Raw genomic sequence first — 21,629 nt, 5'->3', positions numbered from 1 at the left:
CCCTCGCGGGTCAGCTGCTCCCCAAAGCCCGGCAGCGTCGCCGGACCACAGCCCGTGGTGCTCATAACCGGCACCGCTGCCGTAAAAAGAGTGCCCCTGCCCGTCACTGACGAGCAGGGGCACTGGCATGTCCGGACTGCGTTCGCGCCCCTGGACTCAGTCCGTCTTGATCGCGCCCAGGATGTCCAGTCGGGCGGCCCGCCGCGCGGGCCAGAGCGCGGCCAACAGGCCGACGCTCGCGCCGATCCCGATGAAGAGGGCGAACTCGCCCCACGGCAGGACCGTGGTCAGCCCGGCCAGATCTCCCGCCAGGAGACGGTTCGCCGCCCAGGCGAGGAACGTGCCGATCGCTACACCCATCGCCGCCCCGAAGACCGCGATCACCACCGACTCCAGCCGGACCATCCGCTTGACGCCGCGTCGGTCCAGGCCGATCGCCCGCAGCATGCCCAGCTCGCGCTTGCGCTCGAAGACCGACATCGCCAGCGTGTTGACCACGCCGAGGACGGCGATCAGGACCGCCATGCCCAGCAGCGCGTACAGGATCGTCAGCATCATCGAGATGGTCGAGCTGAACTGGTCGATCATCTGCTGCTGCGACTCGACCTTGACCAGCGGGTTGCGGCCCGTCGCGTCGCGCAGGGCCTGCTCGTTGGCCGGCGTGGCGCCGCCGTCGGACTTCACCAGGACCGCGTTGTAGTACGGCGCCGTGGTGTGCGGGGCGAGCGCCTGCTCGCCGAGGATCGCCGGGCCGAGCAGCTGGCTCTTCTGGTAGACGCCGCCGACGGTGACCGTGCCGCTGGTGCCGTTAGGGTACGTCACCTGCATCGTGCTGCCGACGCTGAGGTGACGCGTGTTCGCCTCGTCCGTCGAGAGCAGGAGTTGACCCTGGCTCAGCGAACTCGCCGAACCCGCGGTCATCACCGGGGCGACCAACTGACCGAAGGTGTTCTCGTCGAAGCCGCTGACCGTGAGGTAGCCGCCGGAGGTCTGCAGATCCTGCATGTCCAGCACGCTGGTGGCCGTGACGCCCTGGGCGCTGCGGAGTTCGGAGGCCAGGGCGGGGGAGACCGGGAAGCCCATCTGCATCTCGACCGCGTAGTCCGCCTTCATGTTGGCGGTGACCTGGCCCGCCACGGCCGAGTTGACCGAGGTGCCGATGACGGTCAGCGCCGAGATCAGCGTGACGCCGATGGTCAGCGCGGACGCGGTCGCCGCCGTGCGGCGCGGGTTGCGGATCGCGTTCTGCTTGGCCAGCTTGCCGCTGACCCCGAACAGGCCGCGGAAGAGCGGGCCGGTGGCCGCGATGATCGGGCGGGAGAGCAGCGGCGTCAGCACGAAGACGCCGAGTACCAGCAGCGCGGCGCCGAGGCCGACCGGCACCCGTCCGTTGCTGCCGCCCTGGCCCACGCCCATCAGCACCGAGGCGATGCCGAGCCCGGCGAGCACGCCGCCGATGCTGTTCCGGATCACCAGGCTGCGCTGCGACGACGGCTGTTCGTTGCTGCTCATCGCCGCGACCGGGGCGACCCGGGAGGCGCGCAGCGCCGGGAAGAGCGCCGCCAGCGAGGTGACCACCGTGCCGACCAGCAGTGTGATCACCGCGGTGGAGGCGGTGACCGTCAGGCCGCCGCCGGGCAGGTTGCCGCTGCTGCCCGCCCAGGCCTTGAGCGCCGCGCCGATCCCGACGCCCACGCCGAGACCGACCACCGAGGCCGTGAGGCCGACCAGCAGCGCCTCGATCAGCACCGAGCGCCGCACCTGCCGACGGCTCGCCCCGAGCGCGCGCAACAGCGCCAGCTCACGGGTGCGTTGGGCGATCAGCATGGTGAAGGTGTTGGAGATCAGGAAGACCCCGACGAAGAGCGCGACACCGGCGAAGAACAGCAGCGCCGTCTTCATGTTCGACGTGCCGTTCTCGACCATCGTCTTGGCGTCCGCGGTGAGCTGGGCGCCGGTGTGCACGGTGATGTTGGCGCTCTGCGGGACGACCTGCTCGATCTCGCTGGCCAGCGCGTCCTGGCTGGTGCCGGGCTTGGCGGTGGCGTCGATGGTGCCGAACTGGCCCGGCTGGGCGTAGAGCTGCTGTGCCAGCGGGGTGTCGAAGAGCACCAGCGAGCCGCCGGAGGAGACCTGCGGATCGGTGGTGGTGAAGATGCCGGTGACGGTCAGCTGCATGACCGGGCCGTCGACGGCGACGCGGATCGTGTCGCCGACCTTGAAACCGTTCTTGGTGGCGGTGTTCTGGTCGACGGCGACCTGGCTCGCCGAGGCCGGGCCGGTGCCCTGGACCATCGGGTAGCGCGGGTCGCTGCCACCGCTGTTCGGGCTCCAGTTGGCGCCGTTGGTGCCGCCCTTCTCGCCGATCAGGTTGCCGCTCGGGTCGCCGATCCCGGCGAAGCCGGTCACCGTTCCCACGGCCGAGGCGGTGCCGGGCAGGGCCTGGATCCGGTGCAGCGTCTGCGTGGTGAGCGGGTCGGCGGCGCTGTTGTTGTTCTTCTCGCTCCGTTCGATGCCGGCGGCCTGGTTGTCCACCCGGACGGAGACGTTGTCGTAGTTGTGGGAAAGGCTGTTCTTCAGCGCGGTGCTGACCGAGTCGGAGAAGACCAGGGTCCCCGCCACGAAGGCGGTCCCCAGGACGACGGCGAGCATCGTCATCAGCAGGCGTCCCTTGTGGGACAGCACGTTGCGCAGTGCGGTCTTGAACATGGGTGAACGGCTCTCGTCTCGCGGCTCTCGCCTCAGCTGGTCCGGCCCTTGGCGTCGAACTGCCGCATCCGGTCCAACACGCCGTCGGGGGTGGGACCGTGCAGCTCGTCGACGATGCGGCCGTCGGCGAGGAAGACCACGCGGTCCGCGTAGGAGGCGGCGACCGGGTCGTGGGTGACCATCACGATGGTCTGGCCGAGGTCGCGCACGGACGAGCGCAGGAAGCCCAGGATCTCCGCGCCGGAGCGGGAGTCGAGGTTGCCGGTGGGCTCGTCGGCGAAGATGATCTCCGGCTTGGACGCGAGCGCGCGGGCGCAGGCCACGCGCTGCTGCTGGCCGCCGGAGAGCTGGCTGGGCCGGTGGCTGAGGCGGTCGGCCAGGCCGACGGTCGCGATGACCTGCTGCATCCAGGCCTGGTCGGGCTTGCGGCCGGCGATGTCCATCGGCAGCGTGATGTTCTCCAGCGCCGTCAGCGTCGGCAGCAGGTTGAACGCCTGGAAGACGAAGCCGATCTGATCCCGGCGCAGCTTGGTCAGCTGCTTGTCCTTCAGGCCGCCCAGCTCGACCTCGCCGATCCGGGCCGAGCCGGAGCTGACCGAGTCGAGGCCGGCCATGCAGTGCATCAGGGTGGACTTGCCGGAGCCAGAGGGGCCCATGATGGCGGTGAACTCGCCTCGGTAGAAATCCACCGAGACGTGGTCCAGTGCGGTGACGCGGGTGTCGCCCGTGCCGTAGACCTTCGACAGGTCCGTGGCCCGGGCTGCGGCGGTGCGCAGAGCGGTGGTCGTCACGGTGGGATCTCCGAGGTTCGGGACAGCAGAGGGAAGGGCGGCTTGTCGCCGCTTCTTCATCCTCGTGCTCCCGATCGCCCCGGAAGTCGCTCCGAGGAACGGACTGATGCTCCTTCTCCGGGATGACCCCACCCCCGCCTCCTCGGGGGTCCCCTCAGGGCCGAGCGGTGGTGCGGGTCAGGGTGCGGGTCAGGGTCGAGGGCGCCGACCCGCACCGCTCCGGCGCTGCTTCAGGGCTGACGAATTGTCAGAGTCCAGCAAATCAAGTCAACTTCCACCCATGCGGGAGCAAGCTCCGCCCTGCTGCCGATAGGCTCTCCCCGTGGGGTTGCGCCCGGATGGTGGAACGCAGACACGGCGAGCTTAAACCTCGCTGGCCGCCAGGCCGTGCCGGTTCGAATCCGGCTCCGGGCACGTGTGCACGCCATGGTCTGACATGGTCAGGCCATGGTGGCGCGCCGGTGGGGAAGGCGGGTCAGTGCGTCATCCGCGCGGCGGCGCGACGCAGGTCGAACTCGTGGATGATCGCCTTGGCGTAGCCGTACGAGAGGTCGTACTCGCGGCGGAGCCATTCGATCTTTTCCTCACAGCGGATGAGGGAGGGGCCGTCGGCGACGGCGCGGAGCCAGTCGTCCATGGTGCGGCCGGTCACGCCGGGGATGCGGGAGATCAGGTTCTGGTGGGTCTCTGCGGAGTACATGAGGGTCACAAGGCGCCTCCGATGGAGCGGTCCGTTTCACGACTGTGCCGCAGGGTGGGGACGATGGCAACAGTCCGCGTCGAGGCTGGCGTACCCAGGGGCACGTGGCTCCATCCCTGATGCGCGGATACGCTCGCTCCATGCTCGATCCGACTCCCCTTGTCGCTGCCGCTGAGCGTTTGGCGGACCGTTTCCGCTCGCTCCCCCAGAGCAGGCTCTCGCGCTGCGCGCCGGCCGGTCTGGCCCTGGCCCGCGGAATGGCTTCGGCAGCCGGCGCGCCGAGGGAGGTCCCGGACGTGGGGGCGTTCGTGGTGGGGGATCAGATCGCGGCGACGGCGCACGATCTGGCGCACGCGCTGGCCGCGGGCGAGGTGCGGGACGCGGAGCGGGTCCTGGCGGAGACACTCGCATCGATAGCCGAGGTATCAGAGCTGTAGTTGCAATCACCCAGGGGCGCGGGGAACTGCGCGACAAGCCACCCACGCAGCTGGCAGGCCGAACGTTCAGGGCCATCCGCATGTCAGTGGTGTCTCGTGCAGTTCCCCGCGCCCCTGAGGTGAGTGCAACAAGCCCCTCTGCCTAAGTTCAAAGGCTGGCTACAACCCGGTCCGCCAGGACGTAGACGGTCTCCGTCTCCGAGAGGGCGAAGGTCAGGGCGTGCGCGCCGGGGAGGCGCGAGGTGCCGAGGAGGCGGACGTCGGTGCCGTCGGCGACGGCCTCGCGGATGCGACGGCCCGTCGCCTGATCGCCGGGGGCGATGCACAGGGTGGTCTCGTCCTCGAAGACGTACACATCGAGCGTGCCCATCGGGCCCGGACGGACGTCCTTCAGCGCGGTGCCGACCTCGACCAGCTCCAGCAGGCGCAGGTCGGTCCACTCGGGAGTGGGAGTCGGCTGCGGGACGAACCCGGGCTGCGCCGGGTGGGAGGGGAGCGGGGCGCGGTCACTCTCGGAGATCATCTCCTCCAGCGCGGAGCGCAGTGCGTCGGCGAACTCCGGGTCCATTTCGCCGGTCTCGTCGACGAATCCGCGCGGAGCGGGCAGGAACATGGTGTTCTCCGCCACCAGCGTGTCCACGGACACCGCGTCCATGTCGACGCCGTCAAGGGAATCCTCCGCGGCGCGGGCCTCCTGCTCGGCCCAGAACGTGCGGGCCTCCGCTATTTCCCTTTCCCGGTCCTCGGCGAGCGCGATGCCCACCGCGCGGCGGACGGTCGACTCCAGGCGCCGGGACATGGCGCGCACGGAAAGCAACGCGGCAGCGGCGAGGGCGGCAACCAGCGCGAGCAGAACGAGAAGGAGGACGATCACGGGAGGCACCCCTTGCGAGGAGTCGTACGAGCGGTCACGACAACAGTGCCCCACCGGCGCGAGTCCTGGCAGTGCGTAATGTCCTTTTAATTTGTGACGTCCGACATTGCAGGAATTGCCCGGAACGCAGAAGTCGACGGAATGCAGTCGGTCGGTTGCACTCTGTCGATCGGTTGTGAGCGTTGTATAAAGAAAACGGGTTGGGTCGCGTCGGAACGTGACCCAACCCTTACCCGCGTGCTATTGGCCCAAACGGGTCATTATGAGAGAAATCTGAGACGCCCCAGCCTGCCAGGTCAGCTCAGTCGCTCGATCACCATGGCCATGCCCTGACCGCCCCCGACGCACATGGTCTCCAGGCCGAACTGCTTGTCGTGCCACTGCAGGGAGTTGATCAGCGTCGTGGTGATGCGCGCGCCGGTCATGCCGAAGGGGTGGCCGACCGCGATCGCGCCGCCGTTGACGTTCAGGCGGTCCAGGTCGATGCCGAGGTCGCGGTAGGAGGGGATCACCTGGGCCGCGAAGGCCTCGTTGATCTCGACCAGGTCGATGTCCGAGATCGACAGACCGGCGCGCTTGAGGGCCTGCTTGGAGGCCTCGACCGGGCCGAGGCCCATGATCTCGGGGGAGAGGCCGGAGACGCCGGTGGAGACGATCCGGGCCAGCGGCGTGAGGCCGAGCTGCTTCGCCTTGGTGTCGGACATGATCACCAGGGCCGCCGCGCCGTCGTTCAGCGGGCAGCAGTTGCCGGCGGTGACCAGGCCGTCGGGGCGGAAGACCGGCTTGAGGCCCTCGACTGCCTCCAGGGTGACGCCGGCGCGCGGGCCGTCGTCCTTGCTGACGACCGTGCCGTCGGGCGTCGTGACCGGGGTGATCTCGCGGGCCCAGAAGCCGTCGGCGATGGCCTTCTCGGCCAGGTTCTGGCTGCGGACGCCGAACTCGTCCATGTCGCGGCGGGTGACACCCTTGACCTGGGCGAGGTTCTCCGCGGTCTGGCCCATGGCGATGTAGACGTCCGGCAGCTCGCTGTCCTCGCGCGGGTCGCGCCAGATCGGCGCACCGGCCTCGGCGCGGGTCACCGTCCGCTCCTCGGCGGAGGCGAACAGCGGGTTCTTGGTGTCCGGCAGGCCGTCCGAGCTGCCCTTGATGTACCGGGAGACGGTCTCGACACCGGCCGAGATGAAGACGTCGCCCTCGCCCGCCTTGATCGCGTGCAGCGCCATCCGGCTGGTCTGCAGCGAGGAGGAGCAGTAGCGGGTGATGGTGCAGCCGGGCAGGTGGTCCATGCCCAGCTGCACCGCGACGACGCGGCCCAGGTTGTAGCCGGCCTCGCCGCCGGGCAGGCCGCAGCCCAGCATCAGGTCGTCGATGTCGCGCGGGTCGAGCTGCGGCACCTTGGCGAGCGCGGCGGCGACGATCTGTGCGGTCAGGTCGTCCGGGCGGACGTCCTTGAGAGAGCCCTTTCCGGCCCGGCCGATCGGCGAACGGGCGGCGCTGACGATTACGGCTTCGGGCATCGTTGCTCCTGAGCTGCTGGGGAGTGAACGTGTGGGTGGAGAGCCGCCGCGGACAGGCAGACCACCGGCAGCCTCTGAGAAAGCTACTCTCAGGTAGCCGTTGCGTCAGCGCTGCTCACGTGTGAGGTGTCTGACGTAGACACGCCCGGCTCCGGAGCGGCTGGCTCCGCGCCAGGTGTGCCGGATACGCCGGGGGTGCCGGGGGTGTCGGCTGCACCGGGCGTGCCGGATGCGCCGGGCGCGCTGTGCGTCCCGTTCGCGCCGATGCCGTTCAGCGGACGCCGCGCCCGACGGAGCAGCTGCGCCCAGTGGCCGGCGGGGGCGACCTCCGTGCCGCCGTGACCGGCGGCGACCGCCGCTGCCTTGGCGAGCGTGTGCAGGCCCTCCGCGCGCTGCTTGGCCGGGAGCTCCGGCCAGATCCCCAGCGCCGCGCAGAGCGTCGGCAACAGCGCCATCGCCGCCGTCGCGTAGCCGCGCGCCGAGGGGTGGTAGCGGTCGGAGGCGAACATCTCGTGCCGACCGCGGAACTCGCGGCCCAGCAGGTCGCCGAGGGAGACACTGCGTGCGCCCGCCTCGACCACGGTGATCGACTGGGCCGCCGCCAGCTGACGGCTGGCCCGGCGCGCCAGCCAGCGCAGCGGCGGGCGTACCGGCTCGATGGTGCCGAGATCCGGGCAGGTGCCCACCACCACCTCGGTGCCGTTGGCCCGCAGCCGCTTGAGCGCGTCGCCGAGCAGCCGGACCGAGACGGCGGGCTTCACCATCTGGGTCACGTCGTTGGCGCCGATCATGATCAGCGCGACCTCAGGACCGCCCGGGCCGAAGGCCTGGATGACCGTGTCGACCTGGCGGGCCAGGTCCTGGGAGGTCACCCCGTTGGCGGCGGCGACCATCAGGTCCACAGGGCGCTCGGCGACCGAGGCGATCGCCTGGGCCAGCAGCGCGCCGGGCGTCTCGCGGCCCCGGTCGACGCCGAAGCCGGCCGCCGTGGAGTCGCCGATCACCGCGAAGCGCAGCGGTTCGGCGTCCTGCGCCGCGAAGGCGGTCCCGTAGCGGCCGTCCGCGTGCGGCGGTTCACCCTTGAGGGAGTCCAGTGTGTGTTCGGCGATCTTCGCCTCGGCCAGCAGCAGCCCGACGAATCCCACGCCGAGCAGGCCGATCCCTCCTCCGCCGTAGGCCGCCGCTGCGGCGATCCGTCGGGCGACTCGTTCACGAGACATGACCACCCCCATGTGGGTCGGTCCGGATCGTTCGGCCGCGGGGTGGTGCCGGTCCCGCACGGCCGGGCGACCCGGTATCAGTGCATCACTGCGTCAATACCCGGTAACGTGCACGGACTCGCTCGGGTTTCGGACTCAGCCGTACCGACGCAGCTGTACCGGTGTTCTTCCGGCGCCGTTCGCCCGGTGTCCAGTCCCCAGCTCCTCCGCCTGACCGAGTCTCCCCTACTACGCTGGCTCTCGCGGGGTCGACAAACCGACTGGTCCCGCGTATTTCCGTCATGCATCCGCGGAGGACCCCGTGCGGTACCACGACTCGATCATCGACCTGGTCGGGAACACCCCCCTGGTCAAGCTGAACAAGGTGACCGAAGGCATTTCCGCCACGGTCCTGGCCAAGGTGGAGTACTTCAACCCCGGCGGCTCCGTGAAGGACCGCATCGCCATGAAGATGATCGAGGCCGCCGAGGCCTCGGGCGCGCTCAAGCCGGGCGGCACCATCGTCGAGCCGACCAGTGGCAACACCGGCGTCGGCCTGGCCATCGTGGCCCAGCAGAAGGGCTACAAGTGCATCTTCGTCTGCCCGGACAAGGTGTCCACTGACAAGATCAACGTACTGCGCGCCTACGGCGCCGAGGTCGTGGTCTGCCCGACCGCCGTCGCCCCGGAGCACCCGGACTCCTACTACAACGTCTCCGACCGCCTGGTCCGGGAGACGCCTGGCGCCTGGAAGCCGGACCAGTACTCCAACCCCAACAACCCGGCCTCGCACTACGCCTCCACCGGCCCCGAGCTGTGGGAGCAGACCGACGGGCGGATCACGCACTTCGTCGCGGGCGTCGGCACCGGCGGCACCATCTCCGGCACCGGCCGCTACCTGAAGGACGTCTCCGACGGCAAGGTCAAGGTCGTCGGCGCGGACCCGGAGGGCTCGGTCTACTCCGGCGGCTCCGGCCGTCCGTACCTGGTCGAGGGTGTCGGCGAGGACTTCTGGCCGACCGCCTACGACCGCACGGTCGCCGACGAGATCGTGGCGGTCTCCGACAAGGACTCCTTCCAGATGACCCGCCGCCTGGCCAAGGAGGAGGGCCTGCTGGTCGGCGGCTCCTGCGGCATGGCCGTCGTGGCCGCGCTGGAGGTGGCCAAGCGCCTCGGCCCGGACGACGTCGTCGTGGTGCTGCTGCCGGACTCCGGCCGCGGCTACCTGAGCAAGATCTTCAACGACGACTGGATGCAGGACTACGGCTTCCTGGAGGAGGGCGGCGACGAGGCCGTCGCCGGGGACGTGCTGGTCCGCAAGGACGCGCTGGAGCACGGCGGCATCCCGCAGTTCGTCCACGTCCACCCGAACGAGACCGTCGGCGAGGCGGTCGAGATCCTGCGCGAGTACGGCGTCTCGCAGATGCCGGTCGTCTCCCCGGGCGCCGGTCACCCGGACGTCATGGCGGGCGAGGTCATCGGCTCCATCGTGGAGCGCGACCTGCTGGAGGGTCTGTTCGCCAAGAAGTTCGGCCTGGACGACCCGCTGGGCGCGCACATGTCCGCGCCGCTGCCGGTCGTCGGTTCCGGAGAGTCCGTCACCAGCCTGATGGCGGTGCTGGGTCACGCCGACGCCGCGGTGGTCCTGGTCGAGGGCAAGCCGCAGGGCATCGTCACCCGCCAGGACCTGCTGACCTTCATGTCGGAGAAGTAGGCGTTGCAGAAATAAGTTCAATCGGTACGTAGGCGTCACGTTCCGGCAGCACGTGGTTAACAACGCTCCGGCAGTGTTCTTCTCGACGGCAAGAATGCCGAGCGTGGTGGCGGCGAAGGTCCGGAGCGGCTCCCGGATCCCGCGGCCACCAGGACGCGTCGGACGGCCCTGACCCGGCCGGCCGCGTCCGCCCGCGGGGAACGCCGTCGTCCCGCCCCTGTCGGCTCTGCCGACGGGGTGCGGCGGGCCCCGCGGCACCAGCTCCGCGTTCCCGGGTGGGGGAACTTGACGGAGACAGCAGGGTCGGCCCATCGGGCCGGCCCTGCTGGTGTTTTCCCGGGTCTTCGCTGGCCGTCGCTGCTTGCCCTCGCCCGCCCGACGCCGCGTCAGGCGGCGCTCCTGGTGTCTCAGGCGTTGTTGCGGCGGATCACGATCAGGCCGGCACCGGCCAGCAGGAAGCCCGCCGCGCCGCCGATGTAGGGGAGCGCGTCCGGCTCCCGGGTCGTCCCCTGGGCGGCCGCCGCCGTGGTCATGGTCTGCGTGTGGGCGGGGTTGTCGCCCTGCACGGCGGCGGAGGCAAAGGGGGTGAGCGCCACCGACGCGGCGATGCCGATTCCCGCTGCAACCGCGGTGGTGGTGAGGTGACGGCCGCCCACGGGCGCTCCCGTTCCTTGAGGTACTCGTACGTCGCTGTACTCCTGCACTGACCATGCCAGTACCGGCGCGAACGATGCTAATCAGCGTCGTCGGGTTTGGATAGGCTCGGGCCATGACTACTGAGAGCAGTGCGGCCGGTCTGCCGGACGACGGCGGACGGCGTTACATCCGCCTCCAGATCGAGCTGATCGCGGAGATCGTGGATGAGAAGGCGCTGCAGGCAGCGGCGCTTGAGCAGGTGGAGAAGGACGAGTACCTCGAGGACGACGAGCGCGCCGAGGCGATCGAGGCGATCAACGTCGACCCGAGCGGCGCGATCGCCCACTTCATCGACCCGGTGGCGATGCTGGAGGCCATCCCCGGCGTCGATCTCGCCGAGGCGGGCTGGGAGACCCAGCCGGTCGACTACGACGAGGAGAACGAGGACTGGGAGCTGCTCGGCGAGGACGACGAGTAGGCGCGTTCCGAGGCCGTCGGCGGACGGGTGGTTGGTGACGCTCCGTCGAACCATCCGTTCGCCTGTTGCCGGTTGCCGCCGGATCCGGTGTGCTTAGCCTGAAAAGTCCGGATTGGGCTTCTCTTGATTGTCCGTTTTAGGGTGATGTGCCGAGAGGCGAGAGAAGCGACGGTCGAGGGCAGGAGTGAGGCGGCATGACGACGGCGGCACAGTGGACCCGGCGTTCGGTGGTGGCCGGGATGGTGGGGACTCCGGTGCTGCTGCTCGCGGCATGCACCGGCAGCGGTTCCGGTTCCGGCTCCGGATCGGGGTCCGGCGGTAGTTCACCCAAGGCCTCCCAGGCCACGGTGACCATCACCCCGAAGGACGGCACGACCGGAGCGGACATGACCGCGCCGGTCACCGTGACGGTGGCCCAGGGCACTCTGGAGTCGGTCGCGCTGACCGGCCCCGACGGCAAGCAGATACCCGGTCAGCTCAACGCCGAGCGGACCGCTTGGACGAGCCACACTCCGCTGTCGTCGCTGACCTCGTACAAGGTCTCCGCCGTCGCGAAGGACAGCTCCGGCACGAGCGGCACGACGGCGGCCGGATTCATCACCGGCAAGCCCGTCAAGACCTTCGTCGGCACCTACACGCCGGACGACGGCGCGACGGTGGGCGTGGGGATGCCGGTCTCCATACGCTTCGACAACGCGATATCCGACCGCAAGGCGGTGCAGCGGGCCATCACGGTCACCTCGCATCCGCCCGTCGAGATCGTCGGCCACTGGTTCGACGACAACCGCATCGACTTCCGCCCGCAGAAGTACTGGCAGCCGGGCACCAAGGTCACCGTGAAGCTCGCCCTCAAGGACATCCAGGGCGCACCGGACCGCTTCGGCACCCAGAACCGCACGGCCACCTTCACCATCGGCCGCAGCCAGACCAGCGTCGCCGACCTGTCCAGCCATCAGCTCACGGTCACCCGCGACGGCAAGGTCACCCAGACCTTCCCGATCTCCGGCGGCAGCCCCCAGCACACCACGTGGGGCGGCAAGATGGTGATCTCCGAGAAGCTGGTGCAGACCCGGATGGACTCACGCACCGTCAACCTCGGCGGCGAGTACGACATCCCCGACGTCCCGCACGCGCAGCGGCTGACCAACTCGGGCACGTTCATCCACGGCAACTACTGGTCCTCCGGGATCTTCGGCGTCGTCAACACCAGCCACGGCTGCGTCGGCCTCCACGACGTGCGCGGCGCGGGCGACCCGGAGACGCCTGCGGCGGAGTTCTACAACAGCTCGATCGTCGGCGACGTGGTCGAGGTCGTGAACTCCGGCGACCGGACGGTGGACCCGTCCAACGGCCTCAACGGCTGGAACGTGGACTGGGCTTCCTGGAAGGCCGGCAGCGCGGTCTAGTTGCACTCTCTGAGCCTGTGCTGCCGCGGGTGGTTGCAACCACCCGCGGCAGCACAGCCTCCGGGCCTAATCCGGGTTGCTGAGCCCCAGACCCGTGCGGAGGTCCGCGTACGCGTTCTCCGCGGTCTGGTCCGTGGCGTTGCGCGCGTCGGAGATCTGTTGCCACGCTGACGCGTTCGTCGCCACCGTCGCGTTCACGCTCGCGTGGCCCGCCTCCGCGGACTCCGTGTCCGCCAGCGCGGTGAGGAGCGACGGAAGGCCGTCCGAACCCGCGCCGCCGGGGGCCTGGGCCGCGAGGCCCCGCAGCGCGGACGCCTCGCTGCGGTCCACCGCGGCCAGGCGGGACTCCAGGGGCGCGGCGATCTGCCAGTGCGCGCCGGGGAGGTAGTCGAGCTTCATCCGCAGCAGGACCGACTCCGCCGTGAGCGCCAGCACCTGCTTCTGCTGCGCCGTCAGCCTGCTCCCGTCCCGCGCGTCGCCGGAGAACTGGCTGCCGTCGGCGTTGGTGAGCACGCAGGTGGCCGAGCGGAAGCCGGAGTCCCACGCCGACTGTGACGGCGGGAAGTAGACGTTGAGCCGGGCCGCCGTCCCGAACCCGCCGGGGTCGGCGATCTCCTGGGCCGCCGTGCGGACGCAGCCGAGCACGGACTGCACCTCGGACGCCGACGTGCCGGGGAAGCTGCCGCCCAGGCCGTAGACGCCGACGATCTCACCGTCGTGGCGCGCGTCGCAGCCGATGACGTCGATCCCCGAGTTGGCGTCGACGCTGTCGGTGTAGGTGAAGCAGGTGCCGGTCGCGAAGGTCTCTATCGGTCCGGACTGCGACCCGACGTAGGCCGCGCTTGCGATGATCCCGATCATGGCCAGCGCGGTCCACGCCGCGCTGAACGAGAGGGCGACGACCGCGAGCCGCTTGCCGCGCAGTCCCCGACGCTGGGTACGGAAGAGCGCGACGATCCCCAGTACGACAGCCACCGGGACCAGAGCCAGCACCCCGGCGATCAGGGCGATGACAGCGGCGGCGCTGGTCCTGGGGCGTGCGACCGGAAGGGTCGGCTGCCCGGCGGCCGGCGGGGCGGGAGTCAGGGTCACCGCGTGAGACTAGCCGATGGCCCCGGACCGGATCGAACACTCGGCCACACTGGCCATGGCAGGAAAGGTGGGATTCTCGTCATTGCTGCCATCGGCCGGCCGGTGCAGGCTTTTTCCATGGCAACCACCAGGCCCGCGGACACGCGGACGCGCACCGTTCTGCTGGTGCTCTTCGACGGCGTCCAGAGCCTGGACGTCACCGGTCCGCTGGAGGTCTTCTCCGGCGGCGGTCCGGCCGCCGGGCGGTCCGACGCGTACCGGGTGGTGACCGCCTCGCTGGGCGGCGGCCCGGTGCGCGCGAGCAGCGGGCTGCGGTTGCTGCCCGACGCGGATCTGGCGAGCCCGGAGGTCGAGTCGCCGCACACGCTCGTCGTCCCCGGCGGGCGCGGGACGCGCGAGCCCGAGAGCGCGCTGGTTGCCCGGATCCGCGAACTCGCGGCCGGGGCGGAGCGGGTGGTCTCGGTCTGCACCGGAGCGTTCCTGCTCGCGGAGGCGGGCCTGCTGGCGGGACGTCGGGCGACCACGCACTGGTCCCACTGCGCCGACCTGGCCCGGCGGTTCCCCGACGTCGAGGTGGACCCGGAGCCGATCTACGTCCGCGACGGATCGGTGGCGACCTCGGCGGGGGTGACGGCGGGCATCGACCTGGCCCTGGCGCTGGTCGAGGAGGACCTCGGCCGGGAGGCCGCGCTCCAGGTTGCCCGGCACCTGGTGATGTTCCTGCGCCGCCCCGCCGGACAGGCCCAGTTCAGCACCCAGCTTGCCGCCCAGCTCGCCGAGCGGCAGCCGCTGCGTGAGGTCCAGCAGTGGATCGCCGAGCATCCGGAGGCCGACCTGTCGGTCGAGGAGCTGGCCCGGCGCGCGTCGCTGTCGCCCCGTCAGTTCGCCCGCGCCTTCGCGGCGGAGGCGGGGCAGACGCCCGGCCGCTATGTGGACGGCGTCCGCCTGGAGGCGGCCCGACGACGGTTGGAGGACTCCGACGATGCGGTCGAGTCCGTCGCCCGCGCCTGCGGCTACGGGACCTCGGAGGCGATGCGCCGCGCCTTCGTCCGCACGCTGGCCGTCTCGCCCGCCGAGTACCGCCGCCGCTTCCGTCCGCTGCACCCGAGTGCGTCGGCCTGCTGAAGGCAACTGCACCAGAACCGAGCTGTACGAGAATTCCCGGCTGAGAGGAAGAACTCCGATGAAGATCGCCATCCTGCTGTTCGATCGCTTCACCTCGCTCGACGCGGTGGGCCCCTACGAGATCCTGGCGCGCGTTCCCGGCGCCGAGGTCGTCTTCGTCGCCGCGGAGCGTGGCGAGGTGCGCGCCGACCGCGGCAGCCTCGCACTGGTCGCGGACGCGACGCTCGACGAGGTGGACTCGGCCGACCTGTTGCTCGTCCCGGGCGGACCTGGCTCGCGGGAGGCGTTGTCCGATCCCGTCCTGCTGGACTGGATCCGCCGGGTCGACGCCACGACGGAGTGGACCACCTCCGTCTGTACCGGCTCGCTGCTGCTGGCCTCGGCCGGGCTGCTCAAGGACCGGGCAGCCACCTCGCACTGGAACGCCCTGGAGCTGCTGGGCAGCCTGGGCGCGCTGCCGACCTCGGAGCGGGTGGTGCTCGACGGCAAGTACGCCACGGCCGCGGGCGTCTCCTCGGGGATCGACCTGGCGCTGACGCTGGTCGGGAGGATCGCGGGGGAGCGGGTCGCGCAGCAGATCCAGCTGCTGACCGAGTACGACCCGGAGCCCCCGTACGACGCGGGCTCGGTCGCCAAGGCCCCGGCCGAGATCGTGGAGCTGCTGCGCGCCAACAATCTGGCGATCACCGGCTGACCACCGCTTGATCACCGGCCGACGCCCGGATCAGGCCTGCTCCGGGCGGCCTCCGGACCCGCCGCCGAAGTTGCGGCGCAGGGTCTCGCCGTTGGGGGAGCCGCCGAGCGCGGCGGAGATGCGGTCCCAGGACCAGTCCGCGGCGCGGGCCTCGCGGACGGCCAGGGCGATCGCCGTCTGGGCGACGCGACGGGTGTCGACCGCGTTCTGCATGAGTTCTTCGATCGATGTGGTCATGCCTCATAGCGTGGCACATTCTGTGGCACGCGTCGAGGGGCCGTCGGAGGATCGGGGCCGGGCGCACGGAAATCGGTGGATCGACAGGGGCAGTGCGCGCACGATGCGGTCATGACCGTCCACTCCGGGCCGCCGCCCCGATCCGTCCCCGTTCCCGCACCCGTCGCGGAGCTCGCCGGTGACCGGCCGGTCACGCCGGTGTGGCGCAACGAGGCCGGCGGGCTGACCTTCCAGCTCGGCCAGGACGAGACGCGGACCTTCGTGAAGTGGGCCCCGGCGGGATCCGGCCTGGGGTTCGACGCGGAGGCCGCGCGTCTGGGCTGGGCCGCCCGCTACACGACCGTGCCGAGGGTGCTGGACGCGGGCGCGGACGCCGACGGCGCGTGGCTGGTCACCGCGGGGCTGCCGGGGGAGAGCGCGGTCGCGCCGCGCTGGCTGGCCGACCCGGCCACCGCCGTCCGCGCCATCGGGGTCGGGCTGCGCGCGCTGCACGACCGGCTGCCGGTCGACGACTGCCCCTTCTCCTGGTCCGTCGCGGACCGGCTCGCCGAAGCGGGCGTCGACCCGGCCGACCGTCCGGAGCTCGCCGACGCGCCGCCGGTCGACCGGTTGGTGGTCTGCCACGGTGATCCCTGCTCGCCCAACACGCTCATCCACCCGGACGGCAGCTTCTCCGCGCACGTCGACCTCGACTGCCTGGGCGTCGCCGACCGCTGGGCCGACCTGGCCGTCGCGACCTGGAGCCTGGAGTGGAACTACGGCCCCGGATGGGACGCCCTGTTGCTCGACGCCTACGGCGTCGCTGCCGACCCGGAGCGCACCGCGTTCTACCGCCGCGTCTGGGAGTCGACCTGAGGCCCCGGCCCGGCCTCGTGGACCTGGCCGGACCCACACCGTCGTGGTCTGCTGAGATCAGGCGGTACCGGGTCCACCCCGACTACGCTCAGGCCTCATGAGCGAGCACAGCGAGCACCAGCACTACGCCTTCGAGACCCTGGCCATCCATGCCGGTCAGGAGGCGGACCCGCAGACCGGGGCGGTGGTCACCCCCATCTACCAGGTCTCCACCTACAAGCAGGACGGCGTCGGCGGCCTTCGCGGCGGCTACGAGTACAGCCGCTCCGCCAACCCCACCCGCACCGCGCTGGAGGAGAACCTCGCCGCGCTGGACGGCGGCCGGAAGGGCCTCGCCTTCGCGTCCGGTCTGGCGGCCGAGGACACCCTGCTCCGCACGGTCACCAAGCCCGGAGACCACATCGTCATCCCGAACGACGCCTACGGCGGCACCTTCCGCCTCTTCTCCAAGGTGCTGAGCCGCTGGGGCGTCGAGTGGTCCGTCGCCAACACCCACGACCCGGCCAGTGTGCGCGCCGCGATCCGCCCGAACACCAAGGTGATCTGGACCGAGACGCCCAGCAACCCGCTGCTCGGCATCGCGGACATCGCGGCGCTCGCCCACATCGGGCACGAGACCGGCGCGCTGCTGGTCGTCGACAACACCTTCGCCAGCCCCTACCTCCAGCAGCCGCTGGCGCTCGGCGCGGACGTGGTCGTCTACTCGACCACCAAGTACATGGGCGGCCACTCCGACGTGGTCGGCGGCGCCCTGGTCACCGACGACGCCGCGCTCGGTGAGGAACTGACGTACCACCAGAACGCGATGGGTGCCGTCGCCGGGCCGTTCGACGCCTGGCTGGTGATGCGCGGCATCAAGACGCTGGGCGTCCGGATGGACCGTCACAGCGCGAACGCCGCCCGCATCGCGGAGTTCCTGACCGGCCACCCGAAGGTCGCCCAGGTGCTCTACCCGGGCCTGCCCGAGCACCCCGGCCACGAGATCGCCGCCAAGCAGATGCGCGCCTTCGGCGGCATGGTGTCGTTCCGGCACCGGGACGGCGAGGAGGCGGCGGTCGAGGTCTGCAACCGCGCTCAGCTCTTCACCCTCGGCGAGTCGCTGGGCGGCGTGGAGTCGCTGATCGAGCACCCGGGTCGGATGACGCACGCCTCCGCCGCCGGCTCCCAGCTGGAGGTCCCGGCCGACCTGGTCCGCCTCTCCGTCGGCATCGAGTCCGTCGACGACCTGCTGGGCGACCTGCAGCGCGCGCTGGGCTGACGCCCACGGGTCGAGGACGCGCTACCGGACGTCGGGCTAGGACGTCCGGTGGTGCGCCTTGATCGCGAGGTTGAACCGCGTCAGCAGGGTGCAGAAGGCCTGCTGGTCCTCCTCGGACCAGTCGTCCGTCAGCATCCGCATCAGCTCCCGGCGCGAGGCCCGGACCTCCTCCAGCCGGGCGCGGCCCTGGTCGGAGAGCTCCAGCAGCACCGCGCGGCCGTCGTCCGGGTTGGGGACGCGCTCCACCAGGCCGCAGTCGACGAGCGGCGCCACCTGCCGGGTGACCGTCGACGAGTCGATGCCCATCGCCTGGGCCAGCGCCTTGACGCCCACCGGGCCGGTCCAGTTGAGCCGGTTGAGCAGCAGGAAGGCCGCCCGGTCCATCGAGTTGCGCTGCTCGCCCAGGCCGCCGATCCGTGCCTGCTCGACCCGGCGGGCGAAGATGGCCACCTGGTACTGCAACTGGTCGTGCAGATCCATGGGCGCGCCGGAGTCGGCGGGCCCCTCTGCGGGGTCCAGGCGGTCGTTCTCGGGCATCGGCGTTGGCATCGGAGAATCGCGATCTCTCGTTCGGCTGAGCTTTCCGAGCCTAGCCTTCCCAGGCCCTAGGCTGAACCCTATGAGCGTCTGGCCCATCACCCTTGACGACGTCCGCGGTGCACACAAGATGCTGGCGGGGGTCGCCCGGGTCACTCCGATGGAGAGCAGCCGCCATCTCTCCGAGTTGATCGGGTCGCCCGTTCAGCTGAAGTGCGAGAACCTCCAGCGCACCGGGTCGTTCAAGCTGCGCGGCGCGTACGTCCGGATCGCCGGGCTGTCGCCGGTCGAGCGGGCGGCCGGTGTGGTCGCGGCCAGCGCGGGCAACCACGCGCAGGGCGTGGCCCTGGCGGCGTCCACCCTGGGCGTGCACTCGACGGTCTTCATGCCGGTCGTCGCCCCGCTTCCCAAGGTCGCCGCGACCCGCGACTACGGCGCGGACGTCCGCCTGGTCGGCGAGAACTTCGACGCGACGCTGGCCGCCGCGCTGGAGTACGCGGAGACGACCGGCGCGGTCTTCATCCACCCCTTCGACCACCCGGACATCGTCGCCGGTCAGGGCACGGTCGGCCTCGAAGTCCTGGAGCAGTGCCCAGAGGTGCGGACCATCCTGGTCGGCACCGGCGGAGGCGGCCTGCTGGCCGGGATCGCGGCGGCGGTCAAGCCGGTGCGGCCGGACGTGCGGGTGATCGGCGTCCAGGCGGAGGGCGCGGCGGCCTACCCACCCTCGCTGCGCGCCGGGCGCCCGGTGACGCTGGACCGGTTCGGCACCATGGCCGACGGCATCCAGGTCGGCCGCCCCGGCGACGTGCCGTTCGAGATCATCAACCAGCTGGCCGACGGTGTCCTGACGGTCAGTGAGGACGCGCTGGCACGGGCGCTGCTGCTCTGCCTGGAGCGCGCCAAGCTGGTCGTCGAACCGGCGGGCGCGAGCACGGTCGCGGCGCTGCTGGAGCACGGCGGCGAGATCGAGGGCCCGGTCGTCGCCGTGCTCTCCGGCGGCAACATCGACCCGCTGCTGATGCAGCGGGTGCTGCGCCACGGCATGGCGGCGGCGGGCCGCTACATGTCGCTGCGGCTGCGGATCAACGACCGCCCCGGCGTCCTGGCCGGGCTGTTGGAGGTGCTCTCCCGCACCGACGCCAACGTGGTCGACGTGGCCCACGTGCGCACCGACCCGAAGCTCGGCCTCGGCGAGGCGGACGTCGACCTGCGGCTGGAGACCAAGGGCCCGGAGCACTGCGCGGCGGTCGTCGCCGAGCTGCGGGCCGAGGGCTACCGGGTGTTGAGCCAGGCGTAGCGAAAAAGCCCGCCGGATTGTCAGTGGTGTGCCTTAGGTTGTGAGCAGCCTGTCCGAGTGACGTTCGAGGCGCCTTCCGAGGTGCCAAAAGATCGCAAACGGGTGAGGCTGGGAGAACCTGTGACGATCCCGGCGGGAGGCGAGGCCGATGACAGGGGCGATCACGGCCGAGGGTCTGGTCAAGACCTTCGGCGACGTCCGGGCGCTCGACGGAGTGGACCTGGACGTGCCGGAGGGCACCGTGCTCGGGCTGCTGGGCCCGAACGGCGCGGGAAAGACCACCACCGTCCGGGTGTTGACGACGTTGCTCAAGCCCGACGCCGGGCGGGCCACCGTCGCCGGCGTCGACGTGCTGAAGCATCCGAACGAGGTACGCAGCCTGATCGGCCTGTCCGGCCAGTACGCCGCCGTGGACGAGTACCTGACCGGCCAGGAGAACCTCCAGATGGTCGGCGAGCTCTACCAGATGTCCGCGCGCGACGCGAAGGCCCGCGCCAAGGAGCTGCTGGAGTGGTTCAACCTCACCGACGCGGCCGGGCGCATCGCCAAGACGTACTCCGGCGGCATGCGCCGCCGTCTCGACCTGGCCGCCGCACTGGTGGTGCGGCCCCCGGTGATGTTCATGGACGAGCCCACCACCGGCCTCGACCCGCGCAACCGCATGGCCCTGTGGGAGGTCATCGAGACGCTGGTCGCCGAGGGCACCACGCTGCTGCTGACGACGCAGTACCTGGAGGAGGCCGACCGCCTCGCCCACGACATCGCCGTGGTCGACCACGGCAAGGTGATCGCGCGCGGTACGGCCGACCAGCTCAAGGCGCAGATCGGCGGTGAGCGCGTCGAGGTCGTCGTGAACGATCCGGCGGTGCTGACGGTGGCGATGGACGCGCTGGCGCAGTTCGCCATCGGCGAGGCGACGGTCGAGCCGCACACCCGGCGGATCACCGTCCCGGTCAGCGGCGGCGCCCGGGTGCTGGCCGACGTGATCAGGGAGCTCGACGCTCGGGACGTCGTCATCCACGACATCGGCCTGCGGCGTCCGACGTTGGACGACGTCTTCCTCTCGCTGACCGGTCACGCCACCTTCAGCGAGGACGACGAGAACGGCTCGGGGGCGGGCGCCGGCGACGGCGAGCCCGCGTCCGGGAGCGGGGACGGGGACGAGGGCGCCGACGCGCGCAGGAAGAAGGCCCGGGTATGACCGCGACCACCTCCGCCCTCGCCACGGGCACGCTGCCGCGTCCGGCCAAGGGCGGCCTGGGGCAGATGGCGCACGACTCCTGGGTCGTGGCCAAGAGGAACCTCAGGCGCATGCTGCGGATCCCCGAGATCGTCGTGTTCGGGCTGCTCCAGCCGGTCATGTTCGTGCTGCTCTTCACGTACGTGATGGGCGGCGCGATCGCGGTGCCCGGCATGAGCGGTTCGGCCGGGGCCGACGCCTACAAGCAGTACCTGATGGCGGGCATCTTCGCGCAGACGGTCACCTTCGCGGTGGCCGGGGCCTCGGCGGGGCTCGCGGAGGACATGACCAAGGGCCTGGTCGACCGGTTCCGGTCGTTGCCGATGACCCGCTCCTCGGTGCTGGTCGGCCGCACCTGGGCGGACCTGGTGCAGACCGGGTTCACCGTGCTGGTGCTTGCGGTGGTCGCGTTCATCGTCGGCTGGCGGATCAACAACGGCGTGCTCAAGGCGCTGGCCGCGTTCGGGCTGCTCCTGCTGCTCGGCTACGCGTTCTCCTGGATCGGCGCGCTGATCGGGCTCTCGGTGCGCAGCCCCGAGGCGGCCACCTCGGCCGGGCTGATCTGGCTGTTCCCGCTGACCTTCGTCTCCAACGCCTTCGTGCCGGTCGCGGGCATGCCGGGCTGGCTCCAGGCGATCGCCTACTGGAACCCCTTCAGCGCCACCGTTCAGGCCTGCCGTGAGCTGTTCGGCAACCCGACCGGCGCCCCGGCCAAGGTCTGGCCGATGGAGCACGCGATCGGGGTGTCCATAGGCTGGTCGCTGCTGATCATGGCCGTCTTCTCGTGGCTGGCCGTACGCAAGTACCGCTCCGCCACCGGCTGACCCCGG

General features: G+C 70.9%; 21 protein-coding genes and 1 tRNA gene. 12 read left to right on the top strand and 10 right to left on the bottom strand.

The genetic code is table 11. The features are described from left to right. Positions 1 to 156: 156 nt before the first annotated feature. Together I2501_RS06930 and I2501_RS06925 are read right to left on the bottom strand one after the other, a co-directional pair. Positions 157 to 2,709: an ABC transporter permease gene (locus I2501_RS06930; protein ID WP_196192914.1), complete on the bottom strand. Its 2,553-nt coding sequence runs from the start codon at positions 2,707 to 2,709 to the stop codon at positions 157 to 159. A gap of 32 nt (positions 2,710 to 2,741) precedes the next feature. Then, entirely contained in the window at positions 2,742 to 3,560 is an 819-nt protein-coding gene (locus tag I2501_RS06925; RefSeq protein ID WP_196192913.1) for an ABC transporter ATP-binding protein, read from the bottom strand. A 272-nt stretch (positions 3,561 to 3,832) separates the two neighbouring features. Between I2501_RS06925 and I2501_RS06920 the strand changes: the two genes are divergently transcribed. Beyond that, a tRNA-Leu gene (locus I2501_RS06920) sits at positions 3,833 to 3,914 on the top strand. A 61-nt stretch (positions 3,915 to 3,975) separates the two neighbouring features. On the opposite strand, the gene I2501_RS06915 is transcribed toward I2501_RS06920, so the two are convergent. Beyond that, positions 3,976 to 4,200, bottom strand: a complete 225-nt coding sequence (locus tag I2501_RS06915) for a DUF4287 domain-containing protein (protein WP_215909383.1) — start codon at positions 4,198 to 4,200, stop codon at positions 3,976 to 3,978. 140 nt (positions 4,201 to 4,340) lie between these two features. Between I2501_RS06915 and I2501_RS06910 the strand changes: the two genes are divergently transcribed. Continuing rightward, positions 4,341 to 4,637 carry a hypothetical protein gene (locus tag I2501_RS06910; protein WP_196192911.1) on the top strand — a complete coding sequence of 99 codons (297 nt, stop codon included), beginning with the start codon at positions 4,341 to 4,343 and terminating at the stop codon, positions 4,635 to 4,637. A 148-nt stretch (positions 4,638 to 4,785) separates the two neighbouring features. Here I2501_RS06910 and I2501_RS06905 read toward each other — a convergent pair whose 3' ends face one another. The 3 genes from I2501_RS06905 to I2501_RS06895 form a co-directional block, all read right to left on the bottom strand. Next, positions 4,786 to 5,511, bottom strand: coding sequence for a hypothetical protein (locus tag I2501_RS06905; protein WP_328806244.1), 726 nt, complete (start codon positions 5,509 to 5,511; stop codon positions 4,786 to 4,788). Between the two features lie 296 nt (positions 5,512 to 5,807). Next, positions 5,808 to 7,028 (bottom strand): acetyl-CoA C-acetyltransferase, encoded by a 1,221-nt coding sequence (locus I2501_RS06900; protein ID WP_196192909.1) that lies wholly within the window; start codon positions 7,026 to 7,028, stop codon positions 5,808 to 5,810. Positions 7,029 to 7,117: 89 nt separating this feature from the next. Then, positions 7,118 to 8,248 (bottom strand): SGNH/GDSL hydrolase family protein, encoded by a 1,131-nt coding sequence (locus tag I2501_RS06895; protein WP_196192908.1) that lies wholly within the window; start codon positions 8,246 to 8,248, stop codon positions 7,118 to 7,120. Between the two features lie 301 nt (positions 8,249 to 8,549). Between I2501_RS06895 and I2501_RS06890 the strand changes: the two genes are divergently transcribed. Beyond that, on the top strand, positions 8,550 to 9,941 hold the full coding sequence (locus tag I2501_RS06890; RefSeq protein ID WP_196192907.1) for a cystathionine beta-synthase: 1,392 nt from the start codon (positions 8,550 to 8,552) through the stop codon (positions 9,939 to 9,941). Between the two features lie 407 nt (positions 9,942 to 10,348). Here I2501_RS06890 and I2501_RS06885 read toward each other — a convergent pair whose 3' ends face one another. Continuing rightward, positions 10,349 to 10,597, bottom strand: a complete 249-nt coding sequence (locus tag I2501_RS06885) for a hypothetical protein (RefSeq protein WP_196192906.1) — start codon at positions 10,595 to 10,597, stop codon at positions 10,349 to 10,351. A gap of 113 nt (positions 10,598 to 10,710) precedes the next feature. On the opposite strand from I2501_RS06885, the gene I2501_RS06880 reads away from it, so the two are divergent. After that, a complete protein-coding gene (locus tag I2501_RS06880) occupies positions 10,711 to 11,055 on the top strand; it encodes a hypothetical protein (RefSeq protein WP_196192905.1) in 345 nt (114 codons plus the stop codon). A 194-nt stretch (positions 11,056 to 11,249) separates the two neighbouring features. Next, a complete protein-coding gene (locus I2501_RS06875; RefSeq protein WP_196192904.1) occupies positions 11,250 to 12,461 on the top strand; it encodes a L,D-transpeptidase in 1,212 nt (403 codons plus the stop codon). 66 nt (positions 12,462 to 12,527) lie between these two features. Here the strand turns inward: I2501_RS06875 and I2501_RS06870 are convergent, their stop codons facing one another. After that, positions 12,528 to 13,553: a septum formation family protein gene (locus tag I2501_RS06870; protein ID WP_196192903.1), complete on the bottom strand. Its 1,026-nt coding sequence runs from the start codon at positions 13,551 to 13,553 to the stop codon at positions 12,528 to 12,530. A gap of 117 nt (positions 13,554 to 13,670) precedes the next feature. On the opposite strand from I2501_RS06870, the gene I2501_RS06865 reads away from it, so the two are divergent. Both I2501_RS06865 and I2501_RS06860 read left to right on the top strand, forming a co-directional pair. Next, positions 13,671 to 14,678, top strand: coding sequence for a GlxA family transcriptional regulator (locus I2501_RS06865; protein WP_196192902.1), 1,008 nt, complete (start codon positions 13,671 to 13,673; stop codon positions 14,676 to 14,678). Positions 14,679 to 14,736: 58 nt separating this feature from the next. Then, positions 14,737 to 15,372: a DJ-1/PfpI family protein gene (locus tag I2501_RS06860; protein ID WP_196192901.1), complete on the top strand. Its 636-nt coding sequence runs from the start codon at positions 14,737 to 14,739 to the stop codon at positions 15,370 to 15,372. 30 nt (positions 15,373 to 15,402) lie between these two features. Here I2501_RS06860 and I2501_RS06855 read toward each other — a convergent pair whose 3' ends face one another. Further along, a complete protein-coding gene (locus I2501_RS06855) occupies positions 15,403 to 15,609 on the bottom strand; it encodes a hypothetical protein (protein ID WP_196192900.1) in 207 nt (68 codons plus the stop codon). Between the two features lie 111 nt (positions 15,610 to 15,720). Between I2501_RS06855 and I2501_RS06850 the strand changes: the two genes are divergently transcribed. Together I2501_RS06850 and I2501_RS06845 are read left to right on the top strand one after the other, a co-directional pair. Continuing rightward, positions 15,721 to 16,464 (top strand): aminoglycoside 3'-phosphotransferase, encoded by a 744-nt coding sequence (locus tag I2501_RS06850; RefSeq protein ID WP_196192899.1) that lies wholly within the window; start codon positions 15,721 to 15,723, stop codon positions 16,462 to 16,464. A gap of 97 nt (positions 16,465 to 16,561) precedes the next feature. Beyond that, entirely contained in the window at positions 16,562 to 17,722 is a 1,161-nt protein-coding gene (locus tag I2501_RS06845; RefSeq protein WP_196192898.1) for a cystathionine gamma-synthase, read from the top strand. A 36-nt stretch (positions 17,723 to 17,758) separates the two neighbouring features. On the opposite strand, the gene I2501_RS06840 is transcribed toward I2501_RS06845, so the two are convergent. Then, positions 17,759 to 18,259, bottom strand: a complete 501-nt coding sequence (locus I2501_RS06840) for a MarR family winged helix-turn-helix transcriptional regulator (protein WP_408022711.1) — start codon at positions 18,257 to 18,259, stop codon at positions 17,759 to 17,761. An 82-nt stretch (positions 18,260 to 18,341) separates the two neighbouring features. Between I2501_RS06840 and ilvA the strand changes: the two genes are divergently transcribed. From ilvA to I2501_RS06825, 3 genes are all read left to right on the top strand, one after another. Beyond that, positions 18,342 to 19,559, top strand: a complete 1,218-nt coding sequence (gene ilvA, locus I2501_RS06835) for a threonine ammonia-lyase (RefSeq protein WP_196192896.1) — start codon at positions 18,342 to 18,344, stop codon at positions 19,557 to 19,559. Between the two features lie 148 nt (positions 19,560 to 19,707). Beyond that, positions 19,708 to 20,760: an ATP-binding cassette domain-containing protein gene (locus tag I2501_RS06830; protein WP_196192895.1), complete on the top strand. Its 1,053-nt coding sequence runs from the start codon at positions 19,708 to 19,710 to the stop codon at positions 20,758 to 20,760. Next, entirely contained in the window at positions 20,757 to 21,623 is an 867-nt protein-coding gene (locus tag I2501_RS06825) for an ABC transporter permease (protein WP_196192894.1), read from the top strand. Before I2501_RS06830 ends, I2501_RS06825 begins: the two co-directional genes overlap by 4 nt. Positions 21,624 to 21,629: the final 6 nt, after the last annotated feature.

Origin of the sequence: Streptacidiphilus fuscans (assembly GCF_015690355.1) — a bacterium.
GTDB classification, from domain to species: domain Bacteria; phylum Actinomycetota; class Actinomycetes; order Streptomycetales; family Streptomycetaceae; genus Streptacidiphilus; species Streptacidiphilus fuscans.
This window is presented reverse-complemented; position numbering and strand designations above follow the sequence as displayed.